Annotated in this window: 18 protein-coding genes and 3 tRNA genes; 13 read left to right on the forward strand and 8 right to left on the reverse strand. The window is 72.7% G+C overall.

Features of this window, described 5'->3' with window-relative positions:
- The first annotated feature begins 221 nt into the window (after nucleotides 1-221).
- The 6 genes from ACFWVV_RS12600 to ACFWVV_RS12625 all read left to right on the forward strand — a co-directional run bounded on the left by ACFWVV_RS12600 (nucleotide 222) and on the right by ACFWVV_RS12625 (nucleotide 8,436).
- Nucleotides 222-674, forward strand: coding sequence for a GNAT family N-acetyltransferase (locus ACFWVV_RS12600; RefSeq protein WP_384341663.1), 453 nt, complete (start codon nucleotides 222-224; stop codon nucleotides 672-674).
- 83 nt (nucleotides 675-757) lie between these two features.
- On the forward strand, nucleotides 758-2,050 hold the full coding sequence (locus ACFWVV_RS12605; protein ID WP_384341661.1) for a deoxyguanosinetriphosphate triphosphohydrolase: 1,293 nt from the start codon (nucleotides 758-760) through the stop codon (nucleotides 2,048-2,050).
- Between the two features lie 278 nt (nucleotides 2,051-2,328).
- The gene (locus ACFWVV_RS12610; RefSeq protein WP_384341659.1) at nucleotides 2,329-3,351 is read left to right on the forward strand and encodes an ArsR/SmtB family transcription factor; all 1,023 of its coding nucleotides are present in this window, start codon (nucleotides 2,329-2,331) and stop codon (nucleotides 3,349-3,351) included.
- A gap of 254 nt (nucleotides 3,352-3,605) precedes the next feature.
- Nucleotides 3,606-4,886, forward strand: a complete 1,281-nt coding sequence (locus ACFWVV_RS12615; protein WP_384341657.1) for an NAD(P)/FAD-dependent oxidoreductase — start codon at nucleotides 3,606-3,608, stop codon at nucleotides 4,884-4,886.
- Nucleotides 4,887-4,960: 74 nt separating this feature from the next.
- Nucleotides 4,961-6,871 carry a DNA primase gene (gene dnaG, locus ACFWVV_RS12620; protein WP_384341654.1) on the forward strand — a complete coding sequence of 637 codons (1,911 nt, stop codon included), beginning with the start codon at nucleotides 4,961-4,963 and terminating at the stop codon, nucleotides 6,869-6,871.
- A gap of 371 nt (nucleotides 6,872-7,242) precedes the next feature.
- Complete coding sequence (locus ACFWVV_RS12625; protein WP_384342161.1) at nucleotides 7,243-8,436, forward strand: RNA polymerase sigma factor; 1,194 nt, start codon at nucleotides 7,243-7,245, stop codon at nucleotides 8,434-8,436.
- A gap of 241 nt (nucleotides 8,437-8,677) precedes the next feature.
- Here ACFWVV_RS12625 and ACFWVV_RS12630 read toward each other — a convergent pair whose 3' ends face one another.
- The 4 genes from ACFWVV_RS12630 to ACFWVV_RS12645 all read right to left on the reverse strand — a co-directional run bounded on the left by ACFWVV_RS12630 (nucleotide 8,678) and on the right by ACFWVV_RS12645 (nucleotide 14,400).
- Nucleotides 8,678-10,612: an ABC transporter ATP-binding protein gene (locus ACFWVV_RS12630; RefSeq protein ID WP_384341652.1), complete on the reverse strand. Its 1,935-nt coding sequence runs from the start codon at nucleotides 10,610-10,612 to the stop codon at nucleotides 8,678-8,680.
- A complete protein-coding gene (locus ACFWVV_RS12635) occupies nucleotides 10,609-12,342 on the reverse strand; it encodes an ABC transporter ATP-binding protein (protein ID WP_384341650.1) in 1,734 nt (577 codons plus the stop codon). The genes ACFWVV_RS12630 and ACFWVV_RS12635 overlap by 4 nt, the downstream gene beginning before the upstream one ends.
- 210 nt (nucleotides 12,343-12,552) lie before the next feature.
- On the reverse strand, nucleotides 12,553-13,998 hold the full coding sequence (locus ACFWVV_RS12640) for an FGGY family carbohydrate kinase (protein WP_384341648.1): 1,446 nt from the start codon (nucleotides 13,996-13,998) through the stop codon (nucleotides 12,553-12,555).
- A gap of 93 nt (nucleotides 13,999-14,091) precedes the next feature.
- On the reverse strand, nucleotides 14,092-14,400 hold the full coding sequence (locus ACFWVV_RS12645) for a YtxH domain-containing protein (RefSeq protein WP_384342160.1): 309 nt from the start codon (nucleotides 14,398-14,400) through the stop codon (nucleotides 14,092-14,094).
- Nucleotides 14,401-14,581: 181 nt separating this feature from the next.
- Between ACFWVV_RS12645 and ACFWVV_RS12650 the strand changes: the two genes are divergently transcribed.
- From ACFWVV_RS12650 to ACFWVV_RS12660, 3 genes are all read left to right on the forward strand, one after another.
- A tRNA-Asn gene (locus ACFWVV_RS12650) sits at nucleotides 14,582-14,654 on the forward strand.
- 5 nt (nucleotides 14,655-14,659) lie between these two features.
- Nucleotides 14,660-14,732, forward strand: a tRNA-Asn gene (locus ACFWVV_RS12655).
- Nucleotides 14,733-14,946: 214 nt separating this feature from the next.
- A tRNA-Ile gene (locus tag ACFWVV_RS12660) sits at nucleotides 14,947-15,020 on the forward strand.
- Between the two features lie 186 nt (nucleotides 15,021-15,206).
- Here ACFWVV_RS12660 and ACFWVV_RS12665 read toward each other — a convergent pair.
- Nucleotides 15,207-15,560: a hypothetical protein gene (locus ACFWVV_RS12665; RefSeq protein ID WP_384341646.1), complete on the reverse strand. Its 354-nt coding sequence runs from the start codon at nucleotides 15,558-15,560 to the stop codon at nucleotides 15,207-15,209.
- Between the two features lie 499 nt (nucleotides 15,561-16,059).
- Complete coding sequence (locus ACFWVV_RS12670) at nucleotides 16,060-16,644, reverse strand: TetR/AcrR family transcriptional regulator (RefSeq protein WP_384341644.1); 585 nt, start codon at nucleotides 16,642-16,644, stop codon at nucleotides 16,060-16,062.
- Between the two features lie 87 nt (nucleotides 16,645-16,731).
- On the opposite strand from ACFWVV_RS12670, the gene ACFWVV_RS12675 reads away from it, so the two are divergent.
- The 3 genes from ACFWVV_RS12675 to ACFWVV_RS12685 all read left to right on the forward strand — a co-directional run bounded on the left by ACFWVV_RS12675 (nucleotide 16,732) and on the right by ACFWVV_RS12685 (nucleotide 19,533).
- A complete protein-coding gene (locus ACFWVV_RS12675) occupies nucleotides 16,732-17,946 on the forward strand; it encodes an FAD-dependent monooxygenase (protein ID WP_384341642.1) in 1,215 nt (404 codons plus the stop codon).
- On the forward strand, nucleotides 17,943-18,428 hold the full coding sequence (locus ACFWVV_RS12680; RefSeq protein WP_384341640.1) for a hypothetical protein: 486 nt from the start codon (nucleotides 17,943-17,945) through the stop codon (nucleotides 18,426-18,428). The genes ACFWVV_RS12675 and ACFWVV_RS12680 overlap by 4 nt, the downstream gene beginning before the upstream one ends.
- A 190-nt stretch (nucleotides 18,429-18,618) precedes the next feature.
- Complete coding sequence (locus tag ACFWVV_RS12685) at nucleotides 18,619-19,533, forward strand: YceI family protein (RefSeq protein WP_384341638.1); 915 nt, start codon at nucleotides 18,619-18,621, stop codon at nucleotides 19,531-19,533.
- A gap of 66 nt (nucleotides 19,534-19,599) precedes the next feature.
- On the opposite strand, the gene ACFWVV_RS12690 is transcribed toward ACFWVV_RS12685, so the two are convergent.
- On the reverse strand, nucleotides 19,600-20,208 hold the full coding sequence (locus ACFWVV_RS12690) for an NAD(P)H oxidoreductase (RefSeq protein WP_384341636.1): 609 nt from the start codon (nucleotides 20,206-20,208) through the stop codon (nucleotides 19,600-19,602).
- Nucleotides 20,209-20,380: 172 nt separating this feature from the next.
- On the opposite strand from ACFWVV_RS12690, the gene ACFWVV_RS12695 reads away from it, so the two are divergent.
- Nucleotides 20,381-23,719: a BTAD domain-containing putative transcriptional regulator gene (locus ACFWVV_RS12695; protein WP_384341634.1), complete on the forward strand. Its 3,339-nt coding sequence runs from the start codon at nucleotides 20,381-20,383 to the stop codon at nucleotides 23,717-23,719.
- A 100-nt stretch (nucleotides 23,720-23,819) separates the two neighbouring features.
- Here the strand turns inward: ACFWVV_RS12695 and ACFWVV_RS12700 are convergent, their stop codons facing one another.
- Nucleotides 23,820-24,635, reverse strand: coding sequence for a FadR/GntR family transcriptional regulator (locus tag ACFWVV_RS12700; protein ID WP_384341632.1), 816 nt, complete (start codon nucleotides 24,633-24,635; stop codon nucleotides 23,820-23,822).
- Nucleotides 24,636-24,745: the final 110 nt, after the last annotated feature.

Genomic DNA, 24,745 nt, shown 5'->3' on the forward strand with positions numbered 1-24,745 from the left:
GTGCACCCCCCCCCCCCCCCCCCCGGCGCCCGGGGCCCCCCCGGCCCCGGGCCGCCCGCAACCGCCGCCCCCCGGGCCCCCCTGTCCCCCTCCCCCCCCCGGGGCGGGGCCACCCCCGCGCCCCCCCCGGGGGGGCGGCCGGGTACCTCCCCGGGCCGGCCCCGCCGTCGTACCCGCAAATTCGCTGGAGGGTGCCCCCGTGGCCCCGGCATACTCCCCGCATGACGACCGATCAGAGCGCCACCCTCCGCGTGGGCGAGGACGACAAGGAACTCGACGACCGCCTGGACAAGGAGCTCACCGCCTTCAACAGGGCGGCCACCGGGGCCCATGACGAGAAGGAGCTCTCGGTACGCGTCACCGACAGCGCGGGGGAGCTCGTCGGCGGCCTCACCGGGTGGACCTGGGGCGGCCTGTGCGGGGTGGCCATGCTGTGGGTACGGGAGGACGCCCGGCACGCGGGCTGGGGCTCCCGGCTGATGCGGGCGGCCGAGGCGGAGGCGGTGCGGCGCGGCTGCGACCGCATGATGGTCTCCTCCTTCACCTTCCAGGCACCGGACTTCTACCGCGGACTGGGGTACGAGGAGGTCGGCCGGCAGCCCGGAATCCCCGGCGGGCACGAGGACGTGCACTTCTTCCGGAAGCTGGACAAGGCCGCAGGGCACCGCCCGTAGCACTCCGTCCTGCCGTCCCCGCCCGCCCGGCCCGCACGCGGCGGGTGGGGCGGCTGTCGGTGCGTGCGGTTACGGTCGGTGCCATGGAAAGCAGTGCATACGACTTGGCCGCCACCCAGCGCTGGGACGCCGAGCCCGACAAACGGCCCGGCAGGACCGCGTTCCAGCGCGACCGCGCCCGGGTGCTGCACTCCGCCGCGCTGCGCAGGCTGGCGGGCAAGACACAGGTCGTCACACCCGGTTCGCGCAGTCAGGTCTGGGACTCCAGCCCCCGCACCCGGCTCACCCACTCCCTGGAGTGCGCGCAGGTGGGCCGGGAGCTGGGCGCGGCGCTGGGCTGCGACCCCGACCTGGTCGAAGCGGCCTGCCTCGCGCACGACATGGGCCACCCGCCCTTCGGCCACAACGGCGAACAGGCGCTCAACGACTTCGCCGAGGACTGCGGCGGCTTCGAGGGCAACGCCCAGTCGCTGCGCCTGCTCACCCGGCTCGAACCCAAGCGTTTCGTACCCGACGAGGAGAGCGGCGGCCTCGTCAGTGTCGGACTCAACCTCACCCGCGCCGCCCTGGACGCCGCCACCAAGTACCCCTGGGCGCGCGGCGGCCACCCCACCGAACCCGGCTCGGTGAAGTTCGGGGTGTACGAGGACGACCTGCCGGTGTTCCGGTGGGCGCGCGAGGGTGCTCCCGGCCTGCGCACGTGCTTCGAGGCCCAGGTCATGGACTGGTCCGACGACGTCGCCTACTCCGTGCACGACTTCGAGGACGGCCTGCACGCCGGCCACCTCGACCCCGGCCTGCTGCTCGCCGAACCCGAACGGCAGGAGATCTTCCGGGTGGCGCGCGGCCGTTACGTCCCCGAGGACACCGACCCCGCCGAACTGGCCGCGGCGCTCGACCGGCTGACGGACCAGGAGTGGTGGCCGCACGGGTACGACGGCTCCGCCCTCGCCCAGGCCCGGCTCAAGGACGCCACCAGCCAGCTCATCGGCCGGTTCTGCCTCGCCGCCGAGAGCGCGACCAGGGCCGCGTACGGCGGCGGACGGCTCACCCGGTACGCGGCCGAACTGGTCGTTCCGCGCGAGACCCGCAACGAGTGCGCGGTCCTCAAGGCGGTCGCCGACCGCTATGTGATGCAGCGCGACGAGCAGGAGCGGCTGCGGGCCGACCAGCGCGTCGTGATCGCCGAACTGGCCCAGGCTCTGACGCTGCGCGCACCGGGGGAGGGGCTGGACCCGCAGTTCCGGGCCCTGTTCGACGCCGCCGGGGACGACAGGACCCGCAAGCGCGTCCTGGTCGACCAGATCGCGGCCCTCACGGACGCCTCCGCCCGCTCCCTGCACGCACGGCTGACGGTCCGCCCCGGGGGCCGGTGACCCCGAAGCTCCGGCCACCGCCCGCCGCACGCCCCGAAAGCGATCCCGGGCCCTGGGCACGGCACGCCCCGCGCCCGGGGGAGGCGGCCGCGGACGACTCCCCCGCGGACCCTCCGCGGCCGCGCCCCTCCAGCGTCGTGCCGATGTGTGCGAGTCGCGGGGCTTTCGTGCACAACGCAAAGGGACCGTCCCCTTCCGGTGAACGGTCATTAGGCTCGGCACAGCGCCGGCGAGGCGTGAACGGCGCGACCGCGGGGGAGCAAGGGGGGCCGGCAGACGTGCTGCGAATCCACTTCGGTACCGAGGACCTGAACCGGCTGCGGATCGCCGCCCGCCCCGACCCGCTCTGGGAACTCGTCCACGCCCTGCACCTCCTGCAGAACCGCCAGGCCTCGCTCGTCTTCGACCCCTGGCGCCGCGAGGTGCGCGACGCCCTCGTGCGCGAGCGGCTGACCGACACGGTGGCCGCGCTGAGCCTGGTGTGCCCGTGCGCCGCCTACTTCCCCGACTTCCTCACCCCCGGCCAGGGCATCGCCGACCTGGAGACCGGCCTCGACGAGGTGCTCTCCACCCCGAAGCAGCGGCTGGCGGCGGAACTGGGCCTGCTGTTCGCGCACGGCGGCCCGGTTCCGGCGATGGCGCGGCGGCTCGCGGAGGGGGACGCCCGGACGCTGGAGCGGCTCGGCGAAGGGATGCGCCGCTTCTACGCCGTCGCGGTGGCCCCCTACCTGGGCGAGATCCGTGCGGCCGTGGCCGCCGACCGGCCCGCCAGGGCGGAAGCGGCCCTGGAAGGCGGCGCGGACGGCCTGCTCGCCAGCTACCAGCCCGAACTGACCTGGCGGGAGGGCGGCAGGCTGCTGGAGGCGGAGTACCCGGTGGACCGCGTCCTCACCCTCCAGGGGCAGTCGCTGACGCTGATCCCCTCCTTCTTCTGTGTACGCCGCCCGGTGGCGCTGGCCGACCCCGAGCTGCCCCCGGTACTGGTCCATCCGCTCACGCCGGAGCCCGGCTGGCTGCTGCGCTCCCGGGCGGCCGGGGGCGGGGTCACGGCGGCCGGGCTGCCGGTGGCCCAGCTGATCGGGCACACCAGGGCCGCCGTCCTCGACGCACTGGACCGGCCGATGACCACCACCCAGCTCGGCTCGGTCCTGCGCCTGGCCCTGTCCACCGCCAGCAGGCACGCCACCGTGCTGCGCGAGGCGGGCCTGGTGGCCTCGCACCGCCGCGGGCCTTCGGTGGTCCACCGGCGCACCGACCTGGGCGACGCCCTCCTCAACGGCGACCCCGCCTCCGCGCCCTGACCCCGGTCCGCGCCCTGACTCCGCCTCCGCCTCCCGACCCCGCCTCCGCCCCGTGACCCCGGTCCGCGCCCGCACGGCAGGCCGCGCACAGACCGTCGCGGCCACCCGGACTCCACCCCCCTCTTCCGCCCGCCCACCGGGTGCGGGACGCTCGCTGGGGCGGCGTACGCACGCGAGGTCGTGTGTACTTCGTCCGGTGACAGCGCGCCGGAACAGCGCGGCGGCAGCACAGGGCACAGTGGTGGAGGCATCAAGTGGTCGACGCAGATCAGACGTTCGTGATCGTCGGCGGGGGACTGGCCGGCGCGAAAGCGGCCGAATCCCTCCGCTCGGAGGGATTCACCGGCCGGGTCATCCTGATCGGGGACGAACGCGACCACCCCTACGAACGGCCACCCCTGTCCAAGGGGTTCCTCGCGGGCAAGGACGGCCGCGACAGCGTCTTCGTCCACGACAGCGGCTGGTACGCGGCCAACGACGTCGAGCTGCACCTCGGCCAGAGCGTCGAGAGGCTCGACCGCACGGCGAAGACCGTCCGGCTCGGCGACGGCACCCTCATCGGCTACGACAAGCTCCTGCTGGCCACCGGCTCCGAGCCCCGACGCCTGGACGTCCCCGGCACCGGTCTCGCCGGCGTCCACCACCTGCGCCGGCTCGCCCACGCGGAGCGGCTGCGCGGGGTGCTCGCCACCCTCGGCCGTGACAACGGCCACCTGGTGATCGCCGGAGCGGGCTGGATCGGTCTGGAGATCGCCGCCGCCGCCCGCGGGTACGGGGCGGAGGTCACCGTCGTCGAGGCCGAGCCCACCCCCCTGCACGGCGTGCTGGGACCCGAGCTCGGCCAGCTCTTCACCGACCTGCACGCCGAGCACGGTGTCCGCTTCCACTTCGGGGCCCGGCTCACCGAGATCGTCGGCCAGGACGGCATGGTGCTGGCCGTCCGCACCGACGACGGCGAGGAGCACCCCGCCCACGACGTACTGGCCGCCATCGGCGCCGCCCCCCGCTCTGCCCTCGCCGAAGCCGCGGGCCTGGAGCTCGCCGCGCGGGAGCACGGCGGCGGCATCGTGGTCGACGCCCACCTGCGCACCAGCGATCCGCACATCCACGCGGCCGGCGACGTCGCCGCCGCACCCCTGCATCTGCCAGGGTCCCCCCTGGACGGACAGCGGCTGCGCGTCGAGCACTGGGCGAACGCGCTCAACGCAGGAGCGGCCGCCGCGAAGTCGATGCTCGGACGCGGGGCCCCGTACGACCGCATCCCGTACTTCTTCTCCGACCAGTACGACCTGGGCCTGGAGTACGTCGGCTGGGCACCGCCGGGCACCTACGACCAGGTGGTGGTGCGGGGCGACACGGGCAAGCGGCGGTTCCTGGCCTTCTGGCTGAAGGACGGGCGGGTCCTGGCCGGGATGAACGTCAATGTGTGGGACGTCACCGACCAGGTGAAGCACCTCGTCCGCAGTGGCGAGAGGGTCGACCAGCACGCCCTCTCCGACCCCTCCGTACCGCTGGAGTCGCTGGTCACCCCATGATCACCGGCCGTGTCCCGGGGTGAGCGGCCCACCGGGGAGGCCGGAGTGTCCGAGCCTCCCCGTACACTTCACGCGTGGCAGGCAGGATCAACGACGACGACGTGAAGGCGGTCCGGGAGGCGCTCCCGATCGACGCCGTCGTGTCCGAATACCTTCAGCTCCGCGGTGCGGGCGGCGGCAACCTCAAGGGCCTGTGCCCCTTCCACGACGAGAAGTCGCCGTCCTTCCAGGTCAGTCCGAGCAAGGGTCTCTTCCACTGCTTCGGCTGCCAGGAGGGCGGCGACACGATCGCCTTCGTGATGAAGATCGACCACCTCACCTTCTCCGAGACGGTCGAGCGGCTCGCCGCGCAGGCGGGCATCACCCTGCGGTACGAGGAGGGCGGCTACAACCCGTCCAACCAGCGCGGCGAGCGCACCCGCCTGGTCGAGGCGCACAAGGCGGCCACGGACTTCTACATCCAGCAGCTGGAGAGCCCCGAGGCGGAGATCGGCCGCAAGTTCCTCGCCGAGCGCGGCTTCGACCAGGCCGCAGCCGCCCACTTCGGCATCGGCTACAGCCCGGCCGGCTGGGACCACCTCACCCGCTTCCTGCGCGGCAAGGGCTTCACCGACAAGGAACTCATCACCTCCGGCCTCTCCCAGGACGGCCGCCGCGGCCCCATCGACCGCTTCCGCGGCAGACTGATGTGGCCGATCCGCGACATCGGCGGCGAGGTCGTCGGCTTCGGCGCCCGCAAGCTCCGCGAGGACGGCACCGACAACGGGCCCAAGTACCTCAACACCCCCGACACGCCGATCTACAAGAAGTCCCAGGTCCTGTACGGAATCGACCTGGCGAAGAAGGAGATCGCGAAGACCAGCAGGGCGGTCGTCGTCGAGGGTTACACCGACGTCATGGCCTGCCACCTCGCCGGAGTGACGACGGCCATCGCGACCTGCGGCACCGCCTTCGGCAACGACCACATCAAGATCCTCCGCCGGCTCCTGATGGACAACGGCTCGGCCCGCGTGATCTTCACCTTCGACGGTGACTCGGCCGGCCAGAAGGCCGCGTTGCGGGCCTTCGAGGACGACCAGAAGTTCGCCGCCGAGACGTACATCGCGATCGCCCCGGACGGCATGGACCCCTGCGACCTGCGCCTGGCCAAGGGTGACGAGGCGGTCGCCGACCTCACCCAGCCGCGCACCCCGCTCTTCGAGTTCGCGCTGCGCCAGATCATCGCCCGGTACGACCTGGAGACCCCTGGCGGCCGGGCGGCCGCGCTCGACGAGGCGGGCCCGGTTGTCGCCCGCATCAAGAACAGCGCCTCGCAGCACGAGGTCGCAGTCCAGCTGGCGGGCATGCTCGGCATCCTGGACACCCAGTTCGTGGTGAAGCGCATCGCGCAGCTCGCCCGCTGGGCGAAGGACAAGGGCGGACGCGGCGGACCCCAGCAGGGCGGACGCGGCGGCCGGCAGTACGACGCGGCGCCCGCCGCACCCGTCGTGACGGGCCCGGCCCTCAACCTCCGCAGCCCCGTCCACCGCACCGAGCGCGAGCTGCTGAAGCTCGCCCTCCAGCGGCCCGACCTGGTCTCTCCCGCCTTCGACGCGTACGGGGCCGACGAGTTCACCGCCCCTCCGTACGCCGCCGTGCGGCAGACCATCGAGGAGGCTGGCGGCGTGGAACTGGGTGCCCGGGCGCCCGCCGACTACCTTGCCCGGGTCCGCGAGACGGCCCTCAACGACCAGATCAGGGCCATGGTCACCGAGCTCGCGGTCGAGGCGATCCACGCCAAGTCGGTCGACGAGATCTACGCCGGCATGCAGCTCGTCCAGGTGCGCCTGCGGGCCGTCGACCGCCGCATCCTCGAAGTCCAGGGCTCCCTGTCCCGGGCCGGCAGCCACGGCGACCCCACCACACTGGCCGCCGTCCAGAACGAACTCTGGGTCCTCCAGCAGTACGCCCAGTCCCTCCGCAACCACGGCCCCTCGGCCCTCTGAGCCCGTAGTCCCCTCCCCGGCCCCTTTGCCCCCTAGCCCCTTGGGCGGCGGGGTCGCCCGCACGCCTCGCCCCAGCCCCCTTGGGCGGCGGGGCCGCCCCCGGGGGCGAGTGGGGTCTCCCCTGCTCGAGCGAAGCCGAGAGCTTGGGGGAGGGCGGGCAAGGGGGCGGCCCCCGGGCGGAGCCGCACATCCCGGTCCCGCTCGACACCGCGCACCGACACCGCACCGCGCCCCGCACACCCAGGAGTCGCCCCGGTAACCGCCCGGTCACGGACCGGACTCAGAAAGTCACCGCACGCCCCTCGCGGCGACCATGTGTCGCACCCCACACTGGTTGCGGTGCCTGAGGCCCCGACCCGGCAGCGTTCACCCTGGAGGTCGCCCCCGTGCAGACCCAGACCCTGACCGATCCGGTCGCGGCCGTCCCCGCACAGAGCCGCACCGAGCACCCCCCGGAAGCCGTCGCCGAGCCCCGGCCCACAGGATCCACCGACCCCTGTGAGGACACGGTGGACGACCCGCACCAGGAGCAACGGGAGCAGGAACAGCCGGAGCCCGAGCCGGAGCAGCCCGAGCCGGAGCAGGAACAGCCGGAGCAGGAGCTGGAGCGGGCCGAATTACCCGATCCCCCCCTCCGCACCGCCGAATCCGCCGGCCCCTCCTCCGACCTGTTCCGCCAGTACCTGCGGGAGATCGGCCGCATCCCCCTCCTGACCGCCGCCGAGGAGGTGGAACTCGCCCGCAGCGTCGAAGCCGGCCTCTTCGCCGAGGAGAAGCTCGCCCGCTCCACCGACCTGGACACCCGGCTCGCCCTGGACCTCGACACGCTGGTGGTACGCGGCCGGATGGCCAAGCGGCGCCTCATCGAGGCGAACCTGCGCCTGGTCGTCTCCGTGGCGAAACGGTACGTCGGGCGCGGGCTCACCATGCTGGACCTCGTCCAGGAGGGCAACCTCGGCCTCATCAGGGCCGTCGAGAAGTTCGACTACGCACGCGGCTACAAGTTCTCGACGTACGCCACCTGGTGGATCCGCCAGGCCATGTCCCGGGCCCTGGCCGACCAGGCCCGCACCATACGGGTACCGGTCCACGTCGTCGAACTCATCAACCGGGTGGTCCGCGTCCAGCGCCGCCTGCTCCAGGAGCGCGGCAGTGAGCCCACGGCGGAGGAGGTGGCCGCCCAGCTGGACCTGACCCCGGAACGGGTCGGTGAAGTCCTGCGGCTGGCCCAGGAGCCCGTCTCGCTGCACGCTCCCGTGGGCGAGGAGGACGACGTGGCGCTCGGCGACCTGATCGAGGACGGTGACGCCGCCTCTCCCGTCGAGTCGGCAGCCTTCCTGCTCCTGCGCGAGCACCTGGAGGTCGTTCTCTGCACCCTCGGCGAGCGGGAACGCAAGGTCGTCCAGCTCCGTTACGGCCTCGCCGACGGGCGCCCGCGCACCCTGGAGGAGATCGGCCGCATCTTCGGCGTCACCCGCGAACGCATCCGCCAGATCGAGTCCAAGACCCTCAACAAACTCCGCGACCACGCCTTCGCCGACCAACTAAGGGGCTACCTCGACTAACCCCCAGCCCCCTCGGACGACGGCGCCGCCCGCACGCCATACCCCAGCCCCCTCGGGCGGCGGGGCCGCCCCCGGGGGCGCGGGGGTCCCCCCTGCTCGAGCGAAGCCGAGAGCTTGGGGGAGGGCGGGCAAGGGGGCGGCCCCCTGCGGAGCCGGACAACGCACCCCCGCCCCACCAGCACCCCGCCCCTCCCGGGTGAGCCTCCCGGCTCCGTCACACCCCGGCGCCCCGCCGGGACCCTCACTCCACCTCCACCACCGCCTGCGCAAACTGCGCCGCATAGAGCCCCGCGTAAGCCCCCTCCGCCGCCAACAGCTCCTCATGCGTGCCCTGTTCCACGATCGACCCGCCCTCCATCACGAGGATCACGTCCGCGTCCCGGATCGTGGACAGCCGGTGCGCGATCACGAACGACGTCCGGCCGTGCGCGAGCCGCGCCATCGCCTTCTGGATCAGCACCTCCGTCCGCGTGTCCACGGAGCTGGTGGCCTCGTCGAGGACAAGGATCACCGGGTCCGACAGGAACGCCCGGGCGATCGTGATCAGCTGCTTCTCGCCCGCGCTGACCCCCGCCCCCTCGTCGTCGATGACCGTGTCGTAGCCGTCCGGCAGCGTCCGTACGAAACGGTCCGCGTGCGCGGCCCTGGCGGCGGCCTCGATCTCCTGGCGGCTCACCTCGCCGCTCGCCCCGTACGCGATGTTGTCGGCGATCGTCCCCCCGAACAGCCAGGTGTCCTGGAGCACCATGCCGACCCCGGCCCGCAGTTCCTCCCGCGACATGGCGGCGATGTCCGCCCCGTCCACGGTGATGTGTCCGCCGGTGACCTCGTAGAACCGCATCAGGAGGTTCACCAGGGTGGTCTTGCCGGCGCCCGTCGGGCCGACGATCGCGACCGTCTGGGCGGGTGAGACCCGCAGCGAGAGGTCCTCGATGAGAGGCTTGTCCGCCTCGTAGCGGAAGGAGACGTTCCTGAACTCGACCGCGCCGCGCGGCACATCGGGACCGGTCACCGGCAGGGCGGCCGTCGCCGCGTCCGGCTCCTGCTCGTCCGCGTCCAGCAGCTCGAAGACCCGCTCGGCGGAAGCGACCGCCGACTGCACCAGGTTCGCCATCGACGCGATCTGCGTGAGCGGCATCGAGAACTGCCGGGAGTACTGGATGAACGCCTGCACATCGCCGATGGACAGGCTGCCGGAAGCGACCCGCAGCCCGCCGACGACCGCCACCAGCACGTAGCTGAGGTTGGACACGCACATCATCAGCGGCTGCGAGATCCCGCTGTTGAACTGCGCCCGGAAACCGGCCTCGTAGAGCTGGTCGTTCTGCTCCTTGAAGGCCGCCGCCGACTCGTCCTGCCGGCCGAAGACCTTCACCAGTGAGTGCCCGGTGTACATCTCCTCGATGTGCGCGTTCAGCGTGCCCGTCGTCTTCCACTGCCGCACGAACTGCGGCTGCGACCGCTTGCCGACCTTCGCCGCCACCACCACCGACAGCGGCACCGTGACCAGCGAGACCACCGCCAGCAGCGGAGAGATCCAGAACATCACGATCAGGACGCCCACCACGGTCAGCACCGAGTTGATGAGCTGGCCCATCGTCTGCTGCATCGTCTGGCCGATGTTGTCGATGTCGTTGGTCGTACGCGAAAGCACTTCGCCGCGCTTGGCCCGGTCGAAGTACGACAGGGGCAGGCGGGACAGCTTCGCCTGGACGTCCTCGCGCATCCGGTAGACGGTCCGGTTGACCGCGAGGTTCACCAGCCGCGTCGAGACGAGCATCAGCAGCCCGGCGCCGACGTACACCGCGAGCACGATCATGAGGACACTGCCGACCGCCCCGAAGTCGATGCCCTGCCCGGGGGTGAAGTCGACCCCGGTGAGCATGTCCGCGTAACCGTCGTCACCCGCTTTCCGCAGGCCCTCGATGGCCTGTTCCTTCGTGGTGCCCGGGGTCATCTGCCGGCCGACTATCCCGCCGAACAGCAGGTCCGTCGCCGAGCCGAGGATCTTCGGGCCGACCACCGACAGTGCGACGCTGCCGACCAGTGCCACGAACAGCACCCACAACGTCGCTTTCTCCGGGGCAAGTTGCCCCACCAGCCGTTTCGCCGACTCCTTGAAGTGCGCGGACTTCTCCGCCGGCGGTCCCATCATGCGTCCCGCGGGTCCGCTCATGCGGCCTCAGCCTCCGTCAGCTGGGAGAGCACGATCTCCCGGTAGGTCTCATTGGTGTCCATCAGCTCGTGGTGCCGCCCGGTGCCCACGACCCTGCCCTCGTCGAGGACCACGATCCGGTCGGCGTCGCGGATCGTCGACACCCGCTGGGCGACGATCAGCACCGTCGCCTCGGCGGTCTCCCGCCCCAGCGCCGCCCGCAGCGCCGCGTCCGTCGCGTAGTCCAGCGCGGAGAACGAATCGTCGAAGAGGTAGATCTCCGGGCGCTGCACCAGCGTCCGCGCGATCGACAGCCGCTGGCGCTGGCCGCCGGAGACGTTCGTGCCGCCCTGGGAGACGGGGGCGTCAAGACCGCCCTCGAGCCGCTCCACGAACTCTCTGGCCTGCGCCGTCTCCAGGGCCCGCCACAGCTCCTCGTCCGTCGCGTCCGGCTTCCCGTACCGCAGATTGCTGGCGACCGTCCCCGAGAAGAGGTACGGCTTCTGCGGGACGAGCGACACCGTCCTGGCGAGCAGCGCCGGATCCAGGGTGCGTACGTCGACCCCGTCGACCAGCACCTCGCCGCCGGTCGCGTCGAACAGCCGGGGCACCAGCCCCAGCAGCGTCGACTTGCCGCTTCCCGTCGAGCCGATGATCGCGGTCGTCTCGCCCGGCCTGGCCTCGACGCTGATGCCCCTGAGGACCGCCTCCTCCGCGCCCGGGTAGCTGAACTCCACGTTCCGCAGCTCCAGTTGGCCGTGCCGGCGCAGCTCGGTGACCGGGGCCAGGGGTGGCACCACACTGGACCGCGTACCGAGGACCTCCTCGATCCGCTCGGCGCACACCTCCGCACGCGGCACCATCATGAACATGAAGGTGGCCATCATCACGGCCATCACGATCTGCATCAGATACGCCAGGAACGCGGTCAGCGCCCCGATCTGCATGCCGCCGCTGTCGATCCGGTGCGCGCCGAACCAGACCACCGCCACGCTGGAGATGTTGACGACCGTCATCACGATCGGGAACATCAGCGCCATCAGCCGGCCGGTCGCCAGGGACACGTCGGTGAGGTCCTCGTTGGCCCGCCGGAAGCGCGCCTTCTCGTAGTCGTCCTTGACGAACGCCCGGATGACCCGGTTGCCGGTGATCTGTTCGCGCAGTACCCGGTTCACCTGGTCGAGCCGCTCCTGCATCGACCGGAACAGCGGGCGCATCCGCCGCACGATCAGCGAGACGCAGATGCCCAGCACCGGCACCACCGCCAGCAGCACCGCCGACAGCGGCACGTCCTGCCCCAGCGCCATCACGATGCCGCCGACGCACATGATGGGTGCGGCCACCACCAGCGTGAAGCTCATCAGGGCCAGCATCTGCACCTGCTGGACGTCGTTCGTCGTCCTGGTGATCAGCGACGGAGCCCCGAACTGCCCCACCTCCCGCGCGGAGAAGCTCTGTACCCGCGCGAAGACCGCGGCACGGATGTCCCGCCCGAGGGCGGCGGCCGTCCGTGCCCCGTAGAAGACGGCACCGATGTTGCAGACCACCTGGACGAGGCTGACGCCGATCATCAGCGCGCCGAACCGGAGGATGTAGCCCGTGTCCCCCTTCACCACGCCGTGGTCGATGATGTCGGCGTTGAGGGTGGGCAGATAGAGGGAGGCGCTGGTCTGCAACAGCTGCAGCACCACCAGCAGGGCCATGGGTTTCTTGTACGGACCGAGATGGGCCCGCAGGAGATTGAGAAGCACGCGCAGTCTTTCGTCGGGCGGCGGCGGAGGTCCCCGGGACTCCTCCGGGGAGGGGGAACGGCCCCATCCTCCGCCAACCATCGCGCCCGCGCCCCGGGGATTTCCTCAAACCCAGGTCAAGACCGCGCCGTGCGCCGGACCGCGGACGGCCCGGCCCCGCCATCCGCGTACGGCCCGGTCGCGTACGGCGGACCCGCGGACCCCGTCGGCCTAGTGAACCGGACCGAAGGCCTCCGGATGGACCTGGTCCCGGGCGGCCGTGTACTGCTGCCGCAGCGCCTTGCCCACCGCAAGTTCCTCACCCGGCTCCAGCACCTGCGCCACCGCACCCTGCCAGGCGGGCGGGGTGTGCGGGGCGAGGGTGCCCTGGGCCACCCCGAGCGCCCACGCCGCCTGCCGGGCCGCGCCCAGCGCCGCGTACTGCGCGGGCTGCGGCACCACGACCTGGGTGCCGAACAGCATCGGCGCCATCGCCCGCACGGCCGGCAGCGCGGCCGCCGCTCCCAGCAGGAACACCCGCCGCACCTGCACCCCACGCGCCCGCAGGACGTCCAGGGCGTCCGCCAGTGAGCACAGCATCCCCTCGAAGGACGCCCTGGCCAGGTGCTCCGGCTTCATCGACTCCCGCCGCAGCCCGTACAGCGTGCCCGCCGCGTGCGGCAGCCACGGAGTGCGCTCACCCTCCAGATAAGGCAGCAGGACGAGCCCGGAGGCGCCCGGCGTCGACTTCAGGGCCAGCTCGGACAGCTCCTCCAGGCTCTCCACGCCCAGCAGTTCGGCGGTGCCCCGCAGTGCCCGTACCGCATTGGAGGTGTGCACCACCGGCAGGTGCATGCCGGTGGCGTCGGCGAACGAGGTGATCATCCCGCTGGAGTCGGCCAGTGCCTCGTGGTGCACCGCCATCACCGAGCCGGAGGCGCCGAGCGAGACGACCGCGTCGCCGACCGCGACGCCCAGCCCGAAAGCGGCAGCCATGGTCTCGCCCGTACCGGCCGAGATCAGCAGCCCCTCCGGGGTCGTTCCCGCGCTGTCCGAGGGGCCGAGCACCTCCGGCAGCGCCGCCCGGTGTCCCAGCGCCAGCTCCACCAGGTCAGGCCGGTAGGCCCCGGTCGCCGCGGACCAGTACCCGGTGGCCGAGGCCGCCCCCCGGTCGGTGGTGCGGTGCGCGGGGCGGCCGAGCAGCTGCCACACCAGCCAGTCGTGCGGCTGCATCACCATGGCGATCTGCCGCGCGTTCTCCGGTTCGTGCCGCTTCAGCCAGGCCAGCTTGGCCAGCGGCAGTGGCGCCGTCGGCACCGCCCCGACCGCCTCGGCCCACGCCTGCTTGCCGCCGAGCGCCTCCACCAGATCGGCGGCGGCGACCTGCGCCCGCTTGTCGTTGCCCAGGAGCGCCGGGCGCACCGGGTTGCCCGCCGCGTCCAGGGGGACGAGGCCGTGCTGCTGGGCGGAGACCCCGATCGCCTGAACGTCGTCCAGTACGCCGCCGGAGGCGGCCTCGCCCAGCGAGAGCAGCCACGCCTGCGGATCGGTCTCGGTGGCCTTCTCCTCGACCGGATGGGGGGCGTACCCCTCGCGCAGCACCGCGCCCGTGTCCATGTCGCAGACGACGACGTGTGTGAAACCGGAGGAACTGTCCAACCCCGCGACTATGCCCATGGACACGATTCTGCCGCACTCCGCCGGGGCGGAATGCGGCAGCCGTGACTCCCGGCCATGAGGTGCCGGCCGGGCCGGTGGGGACGCAGGGGGTCAGGTGTTGCTGGTACCCCAGTCGTCCTCACCGCTCTGGGTGCGCTCCCTGAGCGAGCGCACCCGCTGGGCGACCGAGTCCGGGACCCGGTCGCCGACGTCACCCATCTTCTCGGTGACGGTGTGCAGTGCCTTGCCCGCGAACTCGCGGCCGCTCTGCGCCGCGGACTCCGCGGTGTTCCGCACGGCGGGGTTCTGGGAGATCCGCCGGGCGGACTTCCTGATCTGCTCGTAGCGCTCGCGCCCGGCCCGGGTGCCGAGCACGTATCCGAGGGCCAGTCCGGCGACGAACGTGAGCCGGTAGCGCATGGCTGCCACCCTTCTCCTGCAACGGTGTCGGTGTGCGGTCCGCCTACCCGGCCTGCCCGCAGATCATCCCGGGGCTTACCGATTGGCGGAGCACCCCCCTGCTTGCGCTAATGTATGTCTCGCAGCGACCGCACGCCCCCGGGGAGACCGGGTGGGGGTGCATTCGATGCAACCGCAGCAATCCCCTGTAGCTCAATTGGCAGAGCAGCCGGCTGTTAACCGGCAGGTTACTGGTTCGAGTCCAGTCGGGGGAGCGCGGTCCCCTGTAGCTCAATTGGCAGAGCATTCGGCTGTTAACCGGAGGGTTACTGGTTCGAGTCCAGTCGGGGGAGCAGGAAGGAAAGAGGGCCTCTTCGGAGGCCCTCTTTTCGTTCGCCCGCCCGTTCCGCTTGGTCCCGTTGGTGTGGCCTGCCGCACGTTCGGGAACCGTCGGGGCGCCGCGGCAGTCCTCATGGTCACGCGTAGCCGACCATCCGAGGCAGGAGATCGTATGACCGGCTATGCTGCGGCAGACGGCGCGTACATGTGTACGCGCCACGCCGAGTGGGGGCGGTAGCTCAGCCGGTTAGAGCAGCGGACTCATAATCCGTCGGCCGTGGGTTCGAGTCCCACCCGCCCCACTGCGGCAGGACGATGAAGAATCGTTCTCAACTGGGGAATCGTTGAGCAGAGGGCCCTCGGGAACATTGCGGGGGCCCTTACTCGTGCTGCGGGCCAAGAGTTAGGACCGACGGCCGGTGAGCGAGTGGAACGGGGGCTCGGGCCGGTGGGGTCCGAGCCCCCGGCTCCGCACAGCGCGGGACGGGTCAGCAGTTGACGTAACGCATGGTGTACGTCACGGAGCCCCAGATTCCGGAGAAGGAGAAGTTTTTCTTGGCCCCCTTGGGGCCGACCCACGGGCTGTCCTTGACGCCGCTGCTGGTGCTGAGCCTCACGTACGGGCAGCGTCCGTCGGCATTGGTGTCCTGCACCCAGCCGGAGACGACGCCGTTGTCGCAGTGGGTGCCGGAGGCCTTGCCCTGGGCACTGCTCACGGTCCAGTTCTGGCAGGCCTGGACTCCGGTGGGAGAGGGGGAGGCGGCGTGCGCGGCGGGGGCGGTCAGGGTCATTCCGAGCGCGGCCATACCGAGAGCGGCTGCCGTGGCCATCCTGGTCTTCATGTGCTCCTCATTTCGTTTGGTCGGACGTAACGAAGGCACTGCTGGCTGTACTGGTCGGTCGGCACGCTAGTCGCAATCCCACGTCCTGGACGCGTCAATACCGGTCAACCGACTGTCCGGATGGGGTGACTTGCGGGCAACTGCCCCTGGGTCTTCGCTGTCCGGTTGGCCTGCGGGGCCGGCCCGGGACGGTGGTGACGGCGCGGGTCCGCCGAGGAAGGGTGCGTGGTGGCACCGCCCCGGCAGGAGTCCGCGCCGAGGGAGCTGGAGCGTGCGTGGCGACACCTTGGTGCGGCGACCTGCGTGCGGACTGCGCCGCTTTCTCTTCCCGCCTCGCCGAGAGGGCCGCGAAGGACCCGTACGCGGCCGGCCCCCGCGCTGACGAGCTCCGCCTCCGTGCCGTGGAAGCGGACGTAGCGCAGGTACGCCGTGAGCGTGAGCAGCGGCAGACCGACGCCCGTATGTCAGGTTCCCTGCGGCGCAGGGGAGCAGGCGTCAGTCAGGTGGAGAGCACGGCGGCCAGCATCCGCCGGACGACCGGGGTCAGCTCGGTCACGTCGGGCACCGGGCGGGTCGCGGCCGTCGCACCGGCGAGCCAGTCGTACAGCAGGCCGTCGGTCCAGGCGACGAGCAGGTCCGCCGCCGACGCCGGATCGGGAGCGCCGAGCGCCGCCAGCACGGCGGCGGCCCTGGACCGTGCGGCCAGGCCGGCGGTCTGCAGGTCGGCACGCAGCTCCGGGCGACGAGTCGCCTCCAGGCTGAGTTCGAACCGGGCGAGCTGACGGTCCCGTTCCACCGTGAGCCAGTGGTGCAGCAGCGCGGCCAGCGCCTGTGCGGCAGAGTCCGGGTCCGGGCGCCCGTGCTCCGCTTCCCACCGGTCCACGTCGGCGACCGACAGTTCGGCCAGGCGGAGGTAGCAGGCGCTGATCAGAGCGCTGCGCGTGCGGAAGTAGTACGACGTGCTGCCGGCCGGCAGCCCCGCGGCGGCGTCGACCGCGCGATGGGTCAAGCCGCGCAGCCCGGCTTTGGCCACCGTGCTGATGGCGGCGTCGGCGATCAGGTCTCGTCGGTCAGGGAGGGGCACACCCTGCACTCTACAGGTGTAGAGTGCGCAGCAATCGCCTCTACAGCTGTAGAGGCAGCGGGTGGACGAGTGGGGGAGGCAGTCGACATGGGTGTGCGTCATGCCGTGGTGGCCGGAGGCGGTATCGGGGGTCTGACCGCGGCGGTGGCCCTGAGCCGGCGCGGATGGCGCGTGACCGTGTGTGAACGGGCTCCCGCCCTCACGGGCGCCGGCGCCGGCATCGTGCTCGCCCCCAACGCACTGCGCGCCCTGGACTCGATCGGCCTGGGCCCCGAGGTGTGGGCGGGTGACGCCCTGCCCGGTCCGGTCGGGCTGCGTACACCCGACGGCACGTGGCTGAGCCGATCCGACAGCGGCGGCATGTCCACCCGCTACGGGCTCTCCGCGCGCGCCGTGCACCGCGGCTTCCTGATCGACGCCCTCGCCGCCGCACTGCCGCCCGGCGTCGTACACCTCGGCGTCTCGGTGACCGGTGCGGACGACGCCGGGGGCGCGGTGGCCGTGCGTACGTCCGCGGGCGACCTGCGTGCCGACGTCGTGGTGGCAGCCGACGGCATGCGCAGTGTCCTGCGCGGACACCTCTTTCCCCGGCACCCCGGGCTGTGTCACGCCGGTGAGGCCGGATGGCGGGCGGTGGTGCCCGGCGGCGGCCTGCCTCCCCAGCAGGCGACCGAAACCTGGGGCCGGGGCGAGCGGTTCGGCGTCGTTCCCCTCGTCGACGGCCGGATCTACGTCTACGCCACCACCGTCACCGCCCCCGCAGCGCAGCCGGCCGACCACCACGCGGAACTGACCCGGCGCTTCGGTGCGTGGCACGATCCGATACCCGCGCTGCTGGACCGGCTGAACCGGCAAAACCCCGACCCGGTCGGCATACTCCACCACGTCTTCCACGAACTGGGCTCGCCCCTGCCCCGGTTCCACGCCGGGCGGGTGGCCCTGCTCGGTGACGCCGCCCACGCGATGACGCCCAACATGGGCCAGGGCGGCTGCCAGGCCATCGAGGACGCGGTCGTCATGGCGCACCTCCTCGCACGCGACACCGACGTGCCGGCCGCGCTCGCCGCCTACACCGACGCCAGACTCCGGCGAACCACCCGTATCAGCCGCCGCTCCCGACGCATGGGTGAACTCGCCCGGCTCTCCCACCCCCTTGCCGTGTCGCTCCGGAACCTCGCCGTACGCGCCACGCCGCGGGTGGTCACGTGGAGGGCCCTGGACCCGGTCCTCGGCTGGCAACCCCCTCCCGGCGCCGCCCCCGCCTCCGTCACCGTCCCTGCCGATGTCAAGGAGCAGTCATGAACACCGCGGTCACCTCCCGTTCCCTCGCCCGGGCGGACTCCGTCCGGCCCTTCACGGTCGGCGCGTACGGCTTCGTCTTCCTGGGCATCGGCCATCTCGCCCTCTCCGCCGTCGCGGCGGCGGCCACCCGGACACCGGAACAACGCGAAGCCGACACGGCCATGCGGGAGTCCACGTTCGCGCTGCTGGGTCTGGAACGCACCACCCTCGACGTCTTCAACGGCATGAGCATCGCCATGGCGTTCTTCAGCATCACCTGCGGCCTGCTGATTCTCGCCGCCGTCCGTCACGCCCCCGCCCTCGTCCAGCGCCGCACCGCCTTCGGATGGTCCGCCCTCGCGGTCTCCCTGGCCGTTCTGGCGGTGTCCGTCCTCCTGCTGCCCCCTCCGCCGATCGTCGTCCTCACCGTCACCAGCTGCGCTTTCGCGCTGTCGTTGCGCAGGGCGACCACGCCGTCCGCTCCCGCGGGAGAGGCCGCATGACGCAGGCCGCCACGCCCTCCGCTCGTGCGGCAGAGGCCGCGCGACGCGTCCTCGCGCAGCCCGTGCTGTGGCCCAAGGGCGGTTTCGGATCTCCGTTCGGTCTGTGAGACAACTGAACGGATCATTCCGGTCCCTGCCCGGCGCGGGGGCCGGTGGTCGTTCCGGTCGGCTGCTTCGAAAGGTGAACCCCATGGTCCTCTCCCTCCTCCGGCGTGCTCGGGCGAAGGCCGGACAGGACGGTGGCGGCGGTCTGGTGCTGCCGGTGCCGCGGGGCGCAGGGACGGTCGGCTGCCAGGTGGTGGATCCGGTCGGGCAGAACCTCGGCGGCGCGGAGATCACGATCACCGCGAAGACCGACGGACGCGTCGTCGCCAAGGGCACCACGGACCTGTTCGGGCTGTTCACCGCCGCGCTGCCGGCCGGTGAGTACGGGCTGCTGATGACCGCCGAGGGGATGAGCCCGGCCAGCTGGACCTTCCACGTCGAGCCGGGCGAGAGCCTGAGCATGGGGCGGGTCGAGATGGAGGTGGCGCAGCAGCTGGAGCCGCCGTCACCGGGGATGTGGACCATCGACCCGCCGCACACCGCGATCCGCTTCATCGCCCAGCACGTCGGCATGGCCCATGTGCACGGCCGGTTCCAGAAATTCGAGGGCGGTGTGCGCATGGCCGCGAACCCGGAGGAGTCGGAGGTACGGGTACGGATCGAGGCGGCCAGCCTGACCACCGGCAACAAGACGCGGGACGCGCATCTGCGCTCGGCGGACTTCCTGGACGTGGAGAACTACCCCTACATCGACTTCGTGAGCGACCGCTTCGTCCACCGGGGCGGCAACGCCTGGTCCGTGCAGGGGGCGCTGACCCTGCACGGGGTGAGCCGCTCGGTGGCGCTGGACACCACCTACCTGGGCGCCGTCAACGGCGGGTACGGGGAGGAACTGCGCTGCGCCGCCCGGGCCACCGCCGAACTGCACCGCGAGGACTACACGCTGAACTGGCGGAACATGCTCGCGCGCGGCATCGCCATCGTCGGGCCGACGGTGCGTCTGGAGATGGACGTCCAAACGATGTTCCAGGGACCGGACACCCCGACACCCCCGGAGTAGCGGAGTCGGGAGGTCCGGTGCGGGCGGCGGCCGCCGTGCGGGGCCCGGGGCCGGGCAGGCGGCGGGTCAGGGAGTGCGTGCCCCCGGCGCGGCCAGGAAGTCCGCGAGGGCGGTGTCGGCGTCGTCGAGGACGCGCCGGGCGCCGGCCGCGTCGGCCACCACCGTCTCGTACACGAACTCCAGCGTCACGTCCGTCATCCCGGTGTACTCGGAGATCCCGGCCCGCAGCAGCCGCTCGATCGCGTCGTCGAAGCCGGGCTTGGAGAGGTCCTCGGCGCCCGCGCCCGCCAGCACCGTCCACAGCATCCGCTTGCCGGAGAAGGGGGTGCGGTCGGCCGGGTTCCCGTACGCGAAACCGTTGTTCCAGACGCGGTCGAACCAGCCCTTGAGGAGGGCGGGCATCGCGTACCACCAGAGCGGGAAGACGACCACGACCGTGCCGGCCGCTTCGATCCGCCGCATGTGGGCCCGCACTTCGGGGCTGTACGTCTTGTGGGGGTCCGACCAGTCGGGTTCGTCGGCCTGCGTCATCCGGGGGTCGAAGCCCTCCGCGTGCAGATCGAGGAGGTCGACGGTGTGCCCCGCGGCCTCCAGCTGCTGACGGGCGCGCGCCGCGGCCTGCCCGGTCAGGGAGTCGGTGCGGGGGTGGGCGACGACGAGAAGGGTGTGCGACACGGGAGTACTCCTGAAACGAGTGGGGCGGGAGCGAGTGGGGCGGCCGGCCGTGAACGAGCGGGGCGGCTGCGAGCCCCTCGGGCCTTGGTGAACCCCACTGTGGGGCGGGGCTGTTCGGATGCTGCTCGGACACTGTTACGGCGCTGTCCTGGGCCCGCGTTACGGTGGCGCCATGCGATTCGCGGTGCTGGGCCCGGTACAGGTGGTGACCGACGGCGGAGCACCCGTCCGCGTGCCCGAACTCAAGGTCAGGGCCCTCCTCGCCGCCCTGCTCGTCGACCCGGGCCGCCCCGTCGCCACCCACCGGCTGATCGACGCGCTCTGGGGCGATGGCCCGGGACGGCAGCCGGGACAGCCGCTGCGCGCCCTCCAGGCGAAGGTCTCCCAGCTGCGCCGGGTGCTGGAGGAGGCGGAGCCGGGAGCGCGGGAGCTGGTGGTGTCCCGGCCGCCCGGGTACGCCCTGACACCGTGCGACGACGCGACGGACCTGCACCGCTTCGCGGAGCTCGCCGCCCGGGCGCGCACCGAGGACGACCCCCGCGAGAAGGCCGCACTCCTCACCCGTGCGCTGGAGCTGTGGCGCGGCAACGCCTTCGCCGACTTCGCCGGCGAACCCTTCGTGCTCGCCACGGCGAACCGGCTGGAGGAGGACCGGCTGGCCGTGACGGAGGAGCTGGCCGAGGTCCGCCTCGCCCTCGGGGAGCACGCGGCCCTGACCGGTGAGCTGGCGGACCTCGTCGACCGGTACCCGCTGCGCGAACGCCTGCGTGCCGTACAGCTCAAGGCCCTCTACCGGGCAGGCCGCCAGAGCGAGGCGCTCGCCGCGTACGAGGACCTCCGCGCCCGCCTCGCCCACGACCTCGGTCTGGACCCCGGACCGGAACTCGTCGCCCTCCACCGGGCGGTGCTCACCCAGGACCCGGGCCTGGCAGCCGCCACCGTGCCGCCCGCGCCCGCCGCCCCGCGCGGCAACCTCCCCGCGCCGCTCACCGGACTCATCGGCAGGGACGAGGAGGTCGCCGCGATCGCCCAACTCCTCACCACAACAAGGCTGGTGACGCTCACCGGGCCCGGCGGGGTCGGCAAGACCCGGCTCTCGGTGGCCGTCGGCGAGCGGGTCACCCCCGACTTCCCCGACGGGGTCTGGCTCACCGAACTGGCCGCCCTGCCGGGCAGCGCCGGGGTGGTGGAGGTGGCCGCCGCCGTCGCCGCCGTACTCGGCATCCGCGACGACGGCACCGGCGGCACCGACGCCCGCACCGGCTCCGGGGCCGGGCTGCTCGCCGCAGCCCTGCGCCCCCGCCGCATGCTCCTGGTCCTCGACAACTGCGAGCACCTGATCGAGCCCGTCGCCGCACTCGCCGGACACCTGCTCCACGCCGCGCCGGGCCTGCGCGTCCTCGCCACCAGCCAGGAAACCCTCGCCGTCCCCGGCGAACACGTCCGCAGCGTCCCCGTGCTGAACCTGCCGGACGCCGTCGCCCTGTTCGCCGCCCGTGCGAGCGGACTGACCCTCGACGCCGCCAGTACCCCGGCGGTGGAGGCGATCTGCCGCCGTCTCGACGGCATCCCGCTCGCCCTCGAACTCGCCGCCACCCGGGTCCGCGCCCTCGGCGTGCACCGCCTCCTCGACCGGCTCGACGACCGCTTCCGCGCGCTCGGCGCGGCCGGCCTGCGCGGAGCCCCCGCGCGCCAGCAGACCCTGCGCGCGATGATCGACTGGAGCTGGGAACTCCTCACCGGACCCGAACGCGCCGTACTGCGCCGCCTCGCCGTCCACGCCGACGGCTGTACTGCGGAAGCCGCCGAGGAGGTCTGTGGGGATGGCGGGACGGACGTGGCCGCCGAGGAGGTCTGTGCGGACGGCCGCACAGACGTGGCCGCCGACGAGATCTGTGCGGACGGAGCCGCGGACGGAGGCACACGCGTCGCCCGCGAGGACGTGCTCGACCTGCTGGCCCGGCTGGTGGACCGCTCGCTGGTCGTCCCCGCCGTGGGTGCGGACGGCGGGCCCCGCTACCGGCTGCTGGAATCCGTCGCCGCGTACAGCGCGGAGCGGCTGGCCGAGGCGGGGGAGGAGGCCGGGGTACGGGCCCGCCACCTCGCCCACTACACCGCGCTCGCCGAGGAGGCGGCGCCCCGCCTCTGCGGACCCGAGACACAGCAGTGGCTGGAGCGGCTCACTGCCGAGAGTGCCAACTTCCGCAGCGCACTGGACACCTCGATACGGTCCCGCGACTCCCGCGCCGCCCTGCGCCTGGTCGCCGCCCTCGCCTGGTCGTGGGTACTGCGCGGCCGGCCCGCCGAAGGCAGACGCGCGCTCGCCGACGCGCTGGCGGTACCGGGCGGCGGCGAGGAGTGCGCCGCACTGCGCGCCGGTGTCGGCGCCTGGCGGGTCGGCATCGACATCCTCTCCGGCGACAGCGCCGGCCACCCGGAGCGGATCACGGCCGCGCTCCGGGCGTACGAAGGGCTGGACGAGCCGCACGGGGAGGCGCGGGCCCGCTGGTTCCTGGCCCACTCGCTCTGCGGCACCGGAGACATCACGCTCGGCGAAGCCCTCACCACGAGCGCCCTCGGCTGTTTTCGTGAACTGGGCGACGACTGGGGTGCGGCCGCCGCGCTCGCCGACCGTTCCGTCCAGCGCCTCGTGCGGGGCGACCTCGGCCGGGCGGGCGAGGACGCCGCGGCGAGCGACGAGCTCTTCCGCCGACTGGGCGACAGCGGCGCCGGGCTGTGGACCGTGCACACCCTCGCCACCCTCGCCGAGGTGCACGGCGACTACGCCCGCGCCGCCCGCCTCCAGCACACCGCCCTGGGCACCGCCCGCCGCCTCGGCCTCGCCACCCAGGCCGCCGAGCTCCTGAGCGGCCTGGGCCGTGTCGCCCTCCTCACCGGCGACCTCGCCCGGGCCGCCGACCTCCACGAGGAAGCCCGCAGGCTGGCCGCCGCGCACGGCTTCGAGGCGGGCGAGATCAACGCGGTGCTCGGCCTCGGTCTGGTCGCACGCCGCGCCGGCGACCTCGACACCGCGGAGCGCCACCTGCGCCGCGTCCTGGACTGGCACCGCGCGGTCGGCAGGGACGGGGGGAACGCCCTGGTCCTCGCCGAGCTGGGCTTCGTCGCCGAGCTGCGCGGGGAGGCCGCGGACGCGCGCGCCCTGCACGAGCAGAGCTACGCCACGGCCCGGACGACCGGCGACCCCCGCGCGCTCGCCCTCGCCCTGGAGGGCCTGGCCGGGGCACACACCCTGTGCGGCAGGTACGCGGACGCCGCACTGCTGCTGGGCGCGGCCTCGGCCGCCCGCACCTCGGCGGGCGCACCGCTCCCGGTGGCGGAGCGCGCGGACGTCGTACGGATCGAATCCGGATGCCGTACGGGGACGGGTTCGGCGGAGCGCTACGAGGCTGCCTTCGCCCGGGGGGCCGCGCTGTCACCGGACGCGGCGCGCGACGCGGTGGGGGCGGGCGGGCCCCTCCCGGCCGACGGCGTCCCCAGCATGTCCGCATGAGCGCCGGCGCCGACCTGTTCGCAGGCATTGCCGTACGGGACTACGCCGTGGCCACGGCGTAGTACGAGCGGCTGTCCGGCGGCCCGCCCGAGGTGTGCTCTCAGTCGCCCAGCTGCCCCCGCAGCCACTCCTCCACCGTCGAGACGTGCGCCGCCGCTGCCACGCGCGCCGCCTCCGGGTCCCTGTCGAGAAGGGCGCGGTAGATCCGGCGGTGCTCCTCGCGGGTCTGCGCGAACGCGCCCGCGTCCTGGAGGCCCCGGCGCACCCTGGCCCGGAAGGTGCGCGACGAGAGGCCCTCCACGATCGCGGCCAGTGCCTCGTTCCCGGCCGCCTGGGCGACCGTGCGGTGGAACGCCATGTCGGCGGCGAGGAACTCCTCCGGGTCGTCGGTGCCGTTCATGGCGTCCAACTGGGCGGAGAGGGAAGCGAGTTGCGAGGAGTCGATACGGGCAGCCGCAAGCGCGGCGGCGGAGGACTCCAGGATGCGCCGTACCTCCAGGAACTCCACCAGGCGTGAGGTCGGCGAGATTTCGGCGACCACGCCGAAGGTGTCGAGGAGGTCGACCGCGTCGAGGTTGGTGACGTAGACACCGGAGCCGTGCCGCGATTCCAGGACGCCCAGGACCGTGAGGGCGCGGATCGCCTCGCGCATCGAGCTGCGCGAGATGCCGAGCCGCACCGCCAGGTCGCGCTCGGTGGGCAGGCGTTGGCCCGAGGTCAGCCGACCGCTCGTGATCATGGCCTTGACCGCCTCGATCGCGCGATGGGTCACCGTCTCCTTGGCGGCGGCAGCGGTGAGTTCGGGGGCGGGACCGGGGCCGGTCCTGGCCGCGGGTACGGGGCCGGGGTCGGTCTCGGCCTCGGGGACGGGGCCCGGGTCGCGCGCGGAGCTGCTCTCGGGGCTGCTGACGGCCATGTGGGTCCCTCCGGGCGTGGGGTGTTGGCGGCGATTCTAACCGGGCGTCAAGGCCGAGTCATCGGACCAATGTGGTCACTTTCCCGGGAAATACGGCTCCGAGGGGTGTT

Source organism: Streptomyces sp. NPDC058663, from assembly GCF_042716745.1.
GTDB lineage: Bacteria > Actinomycetota > Actinomycetes > Streptomycetales > Streptomycetaceae > Streptomyces.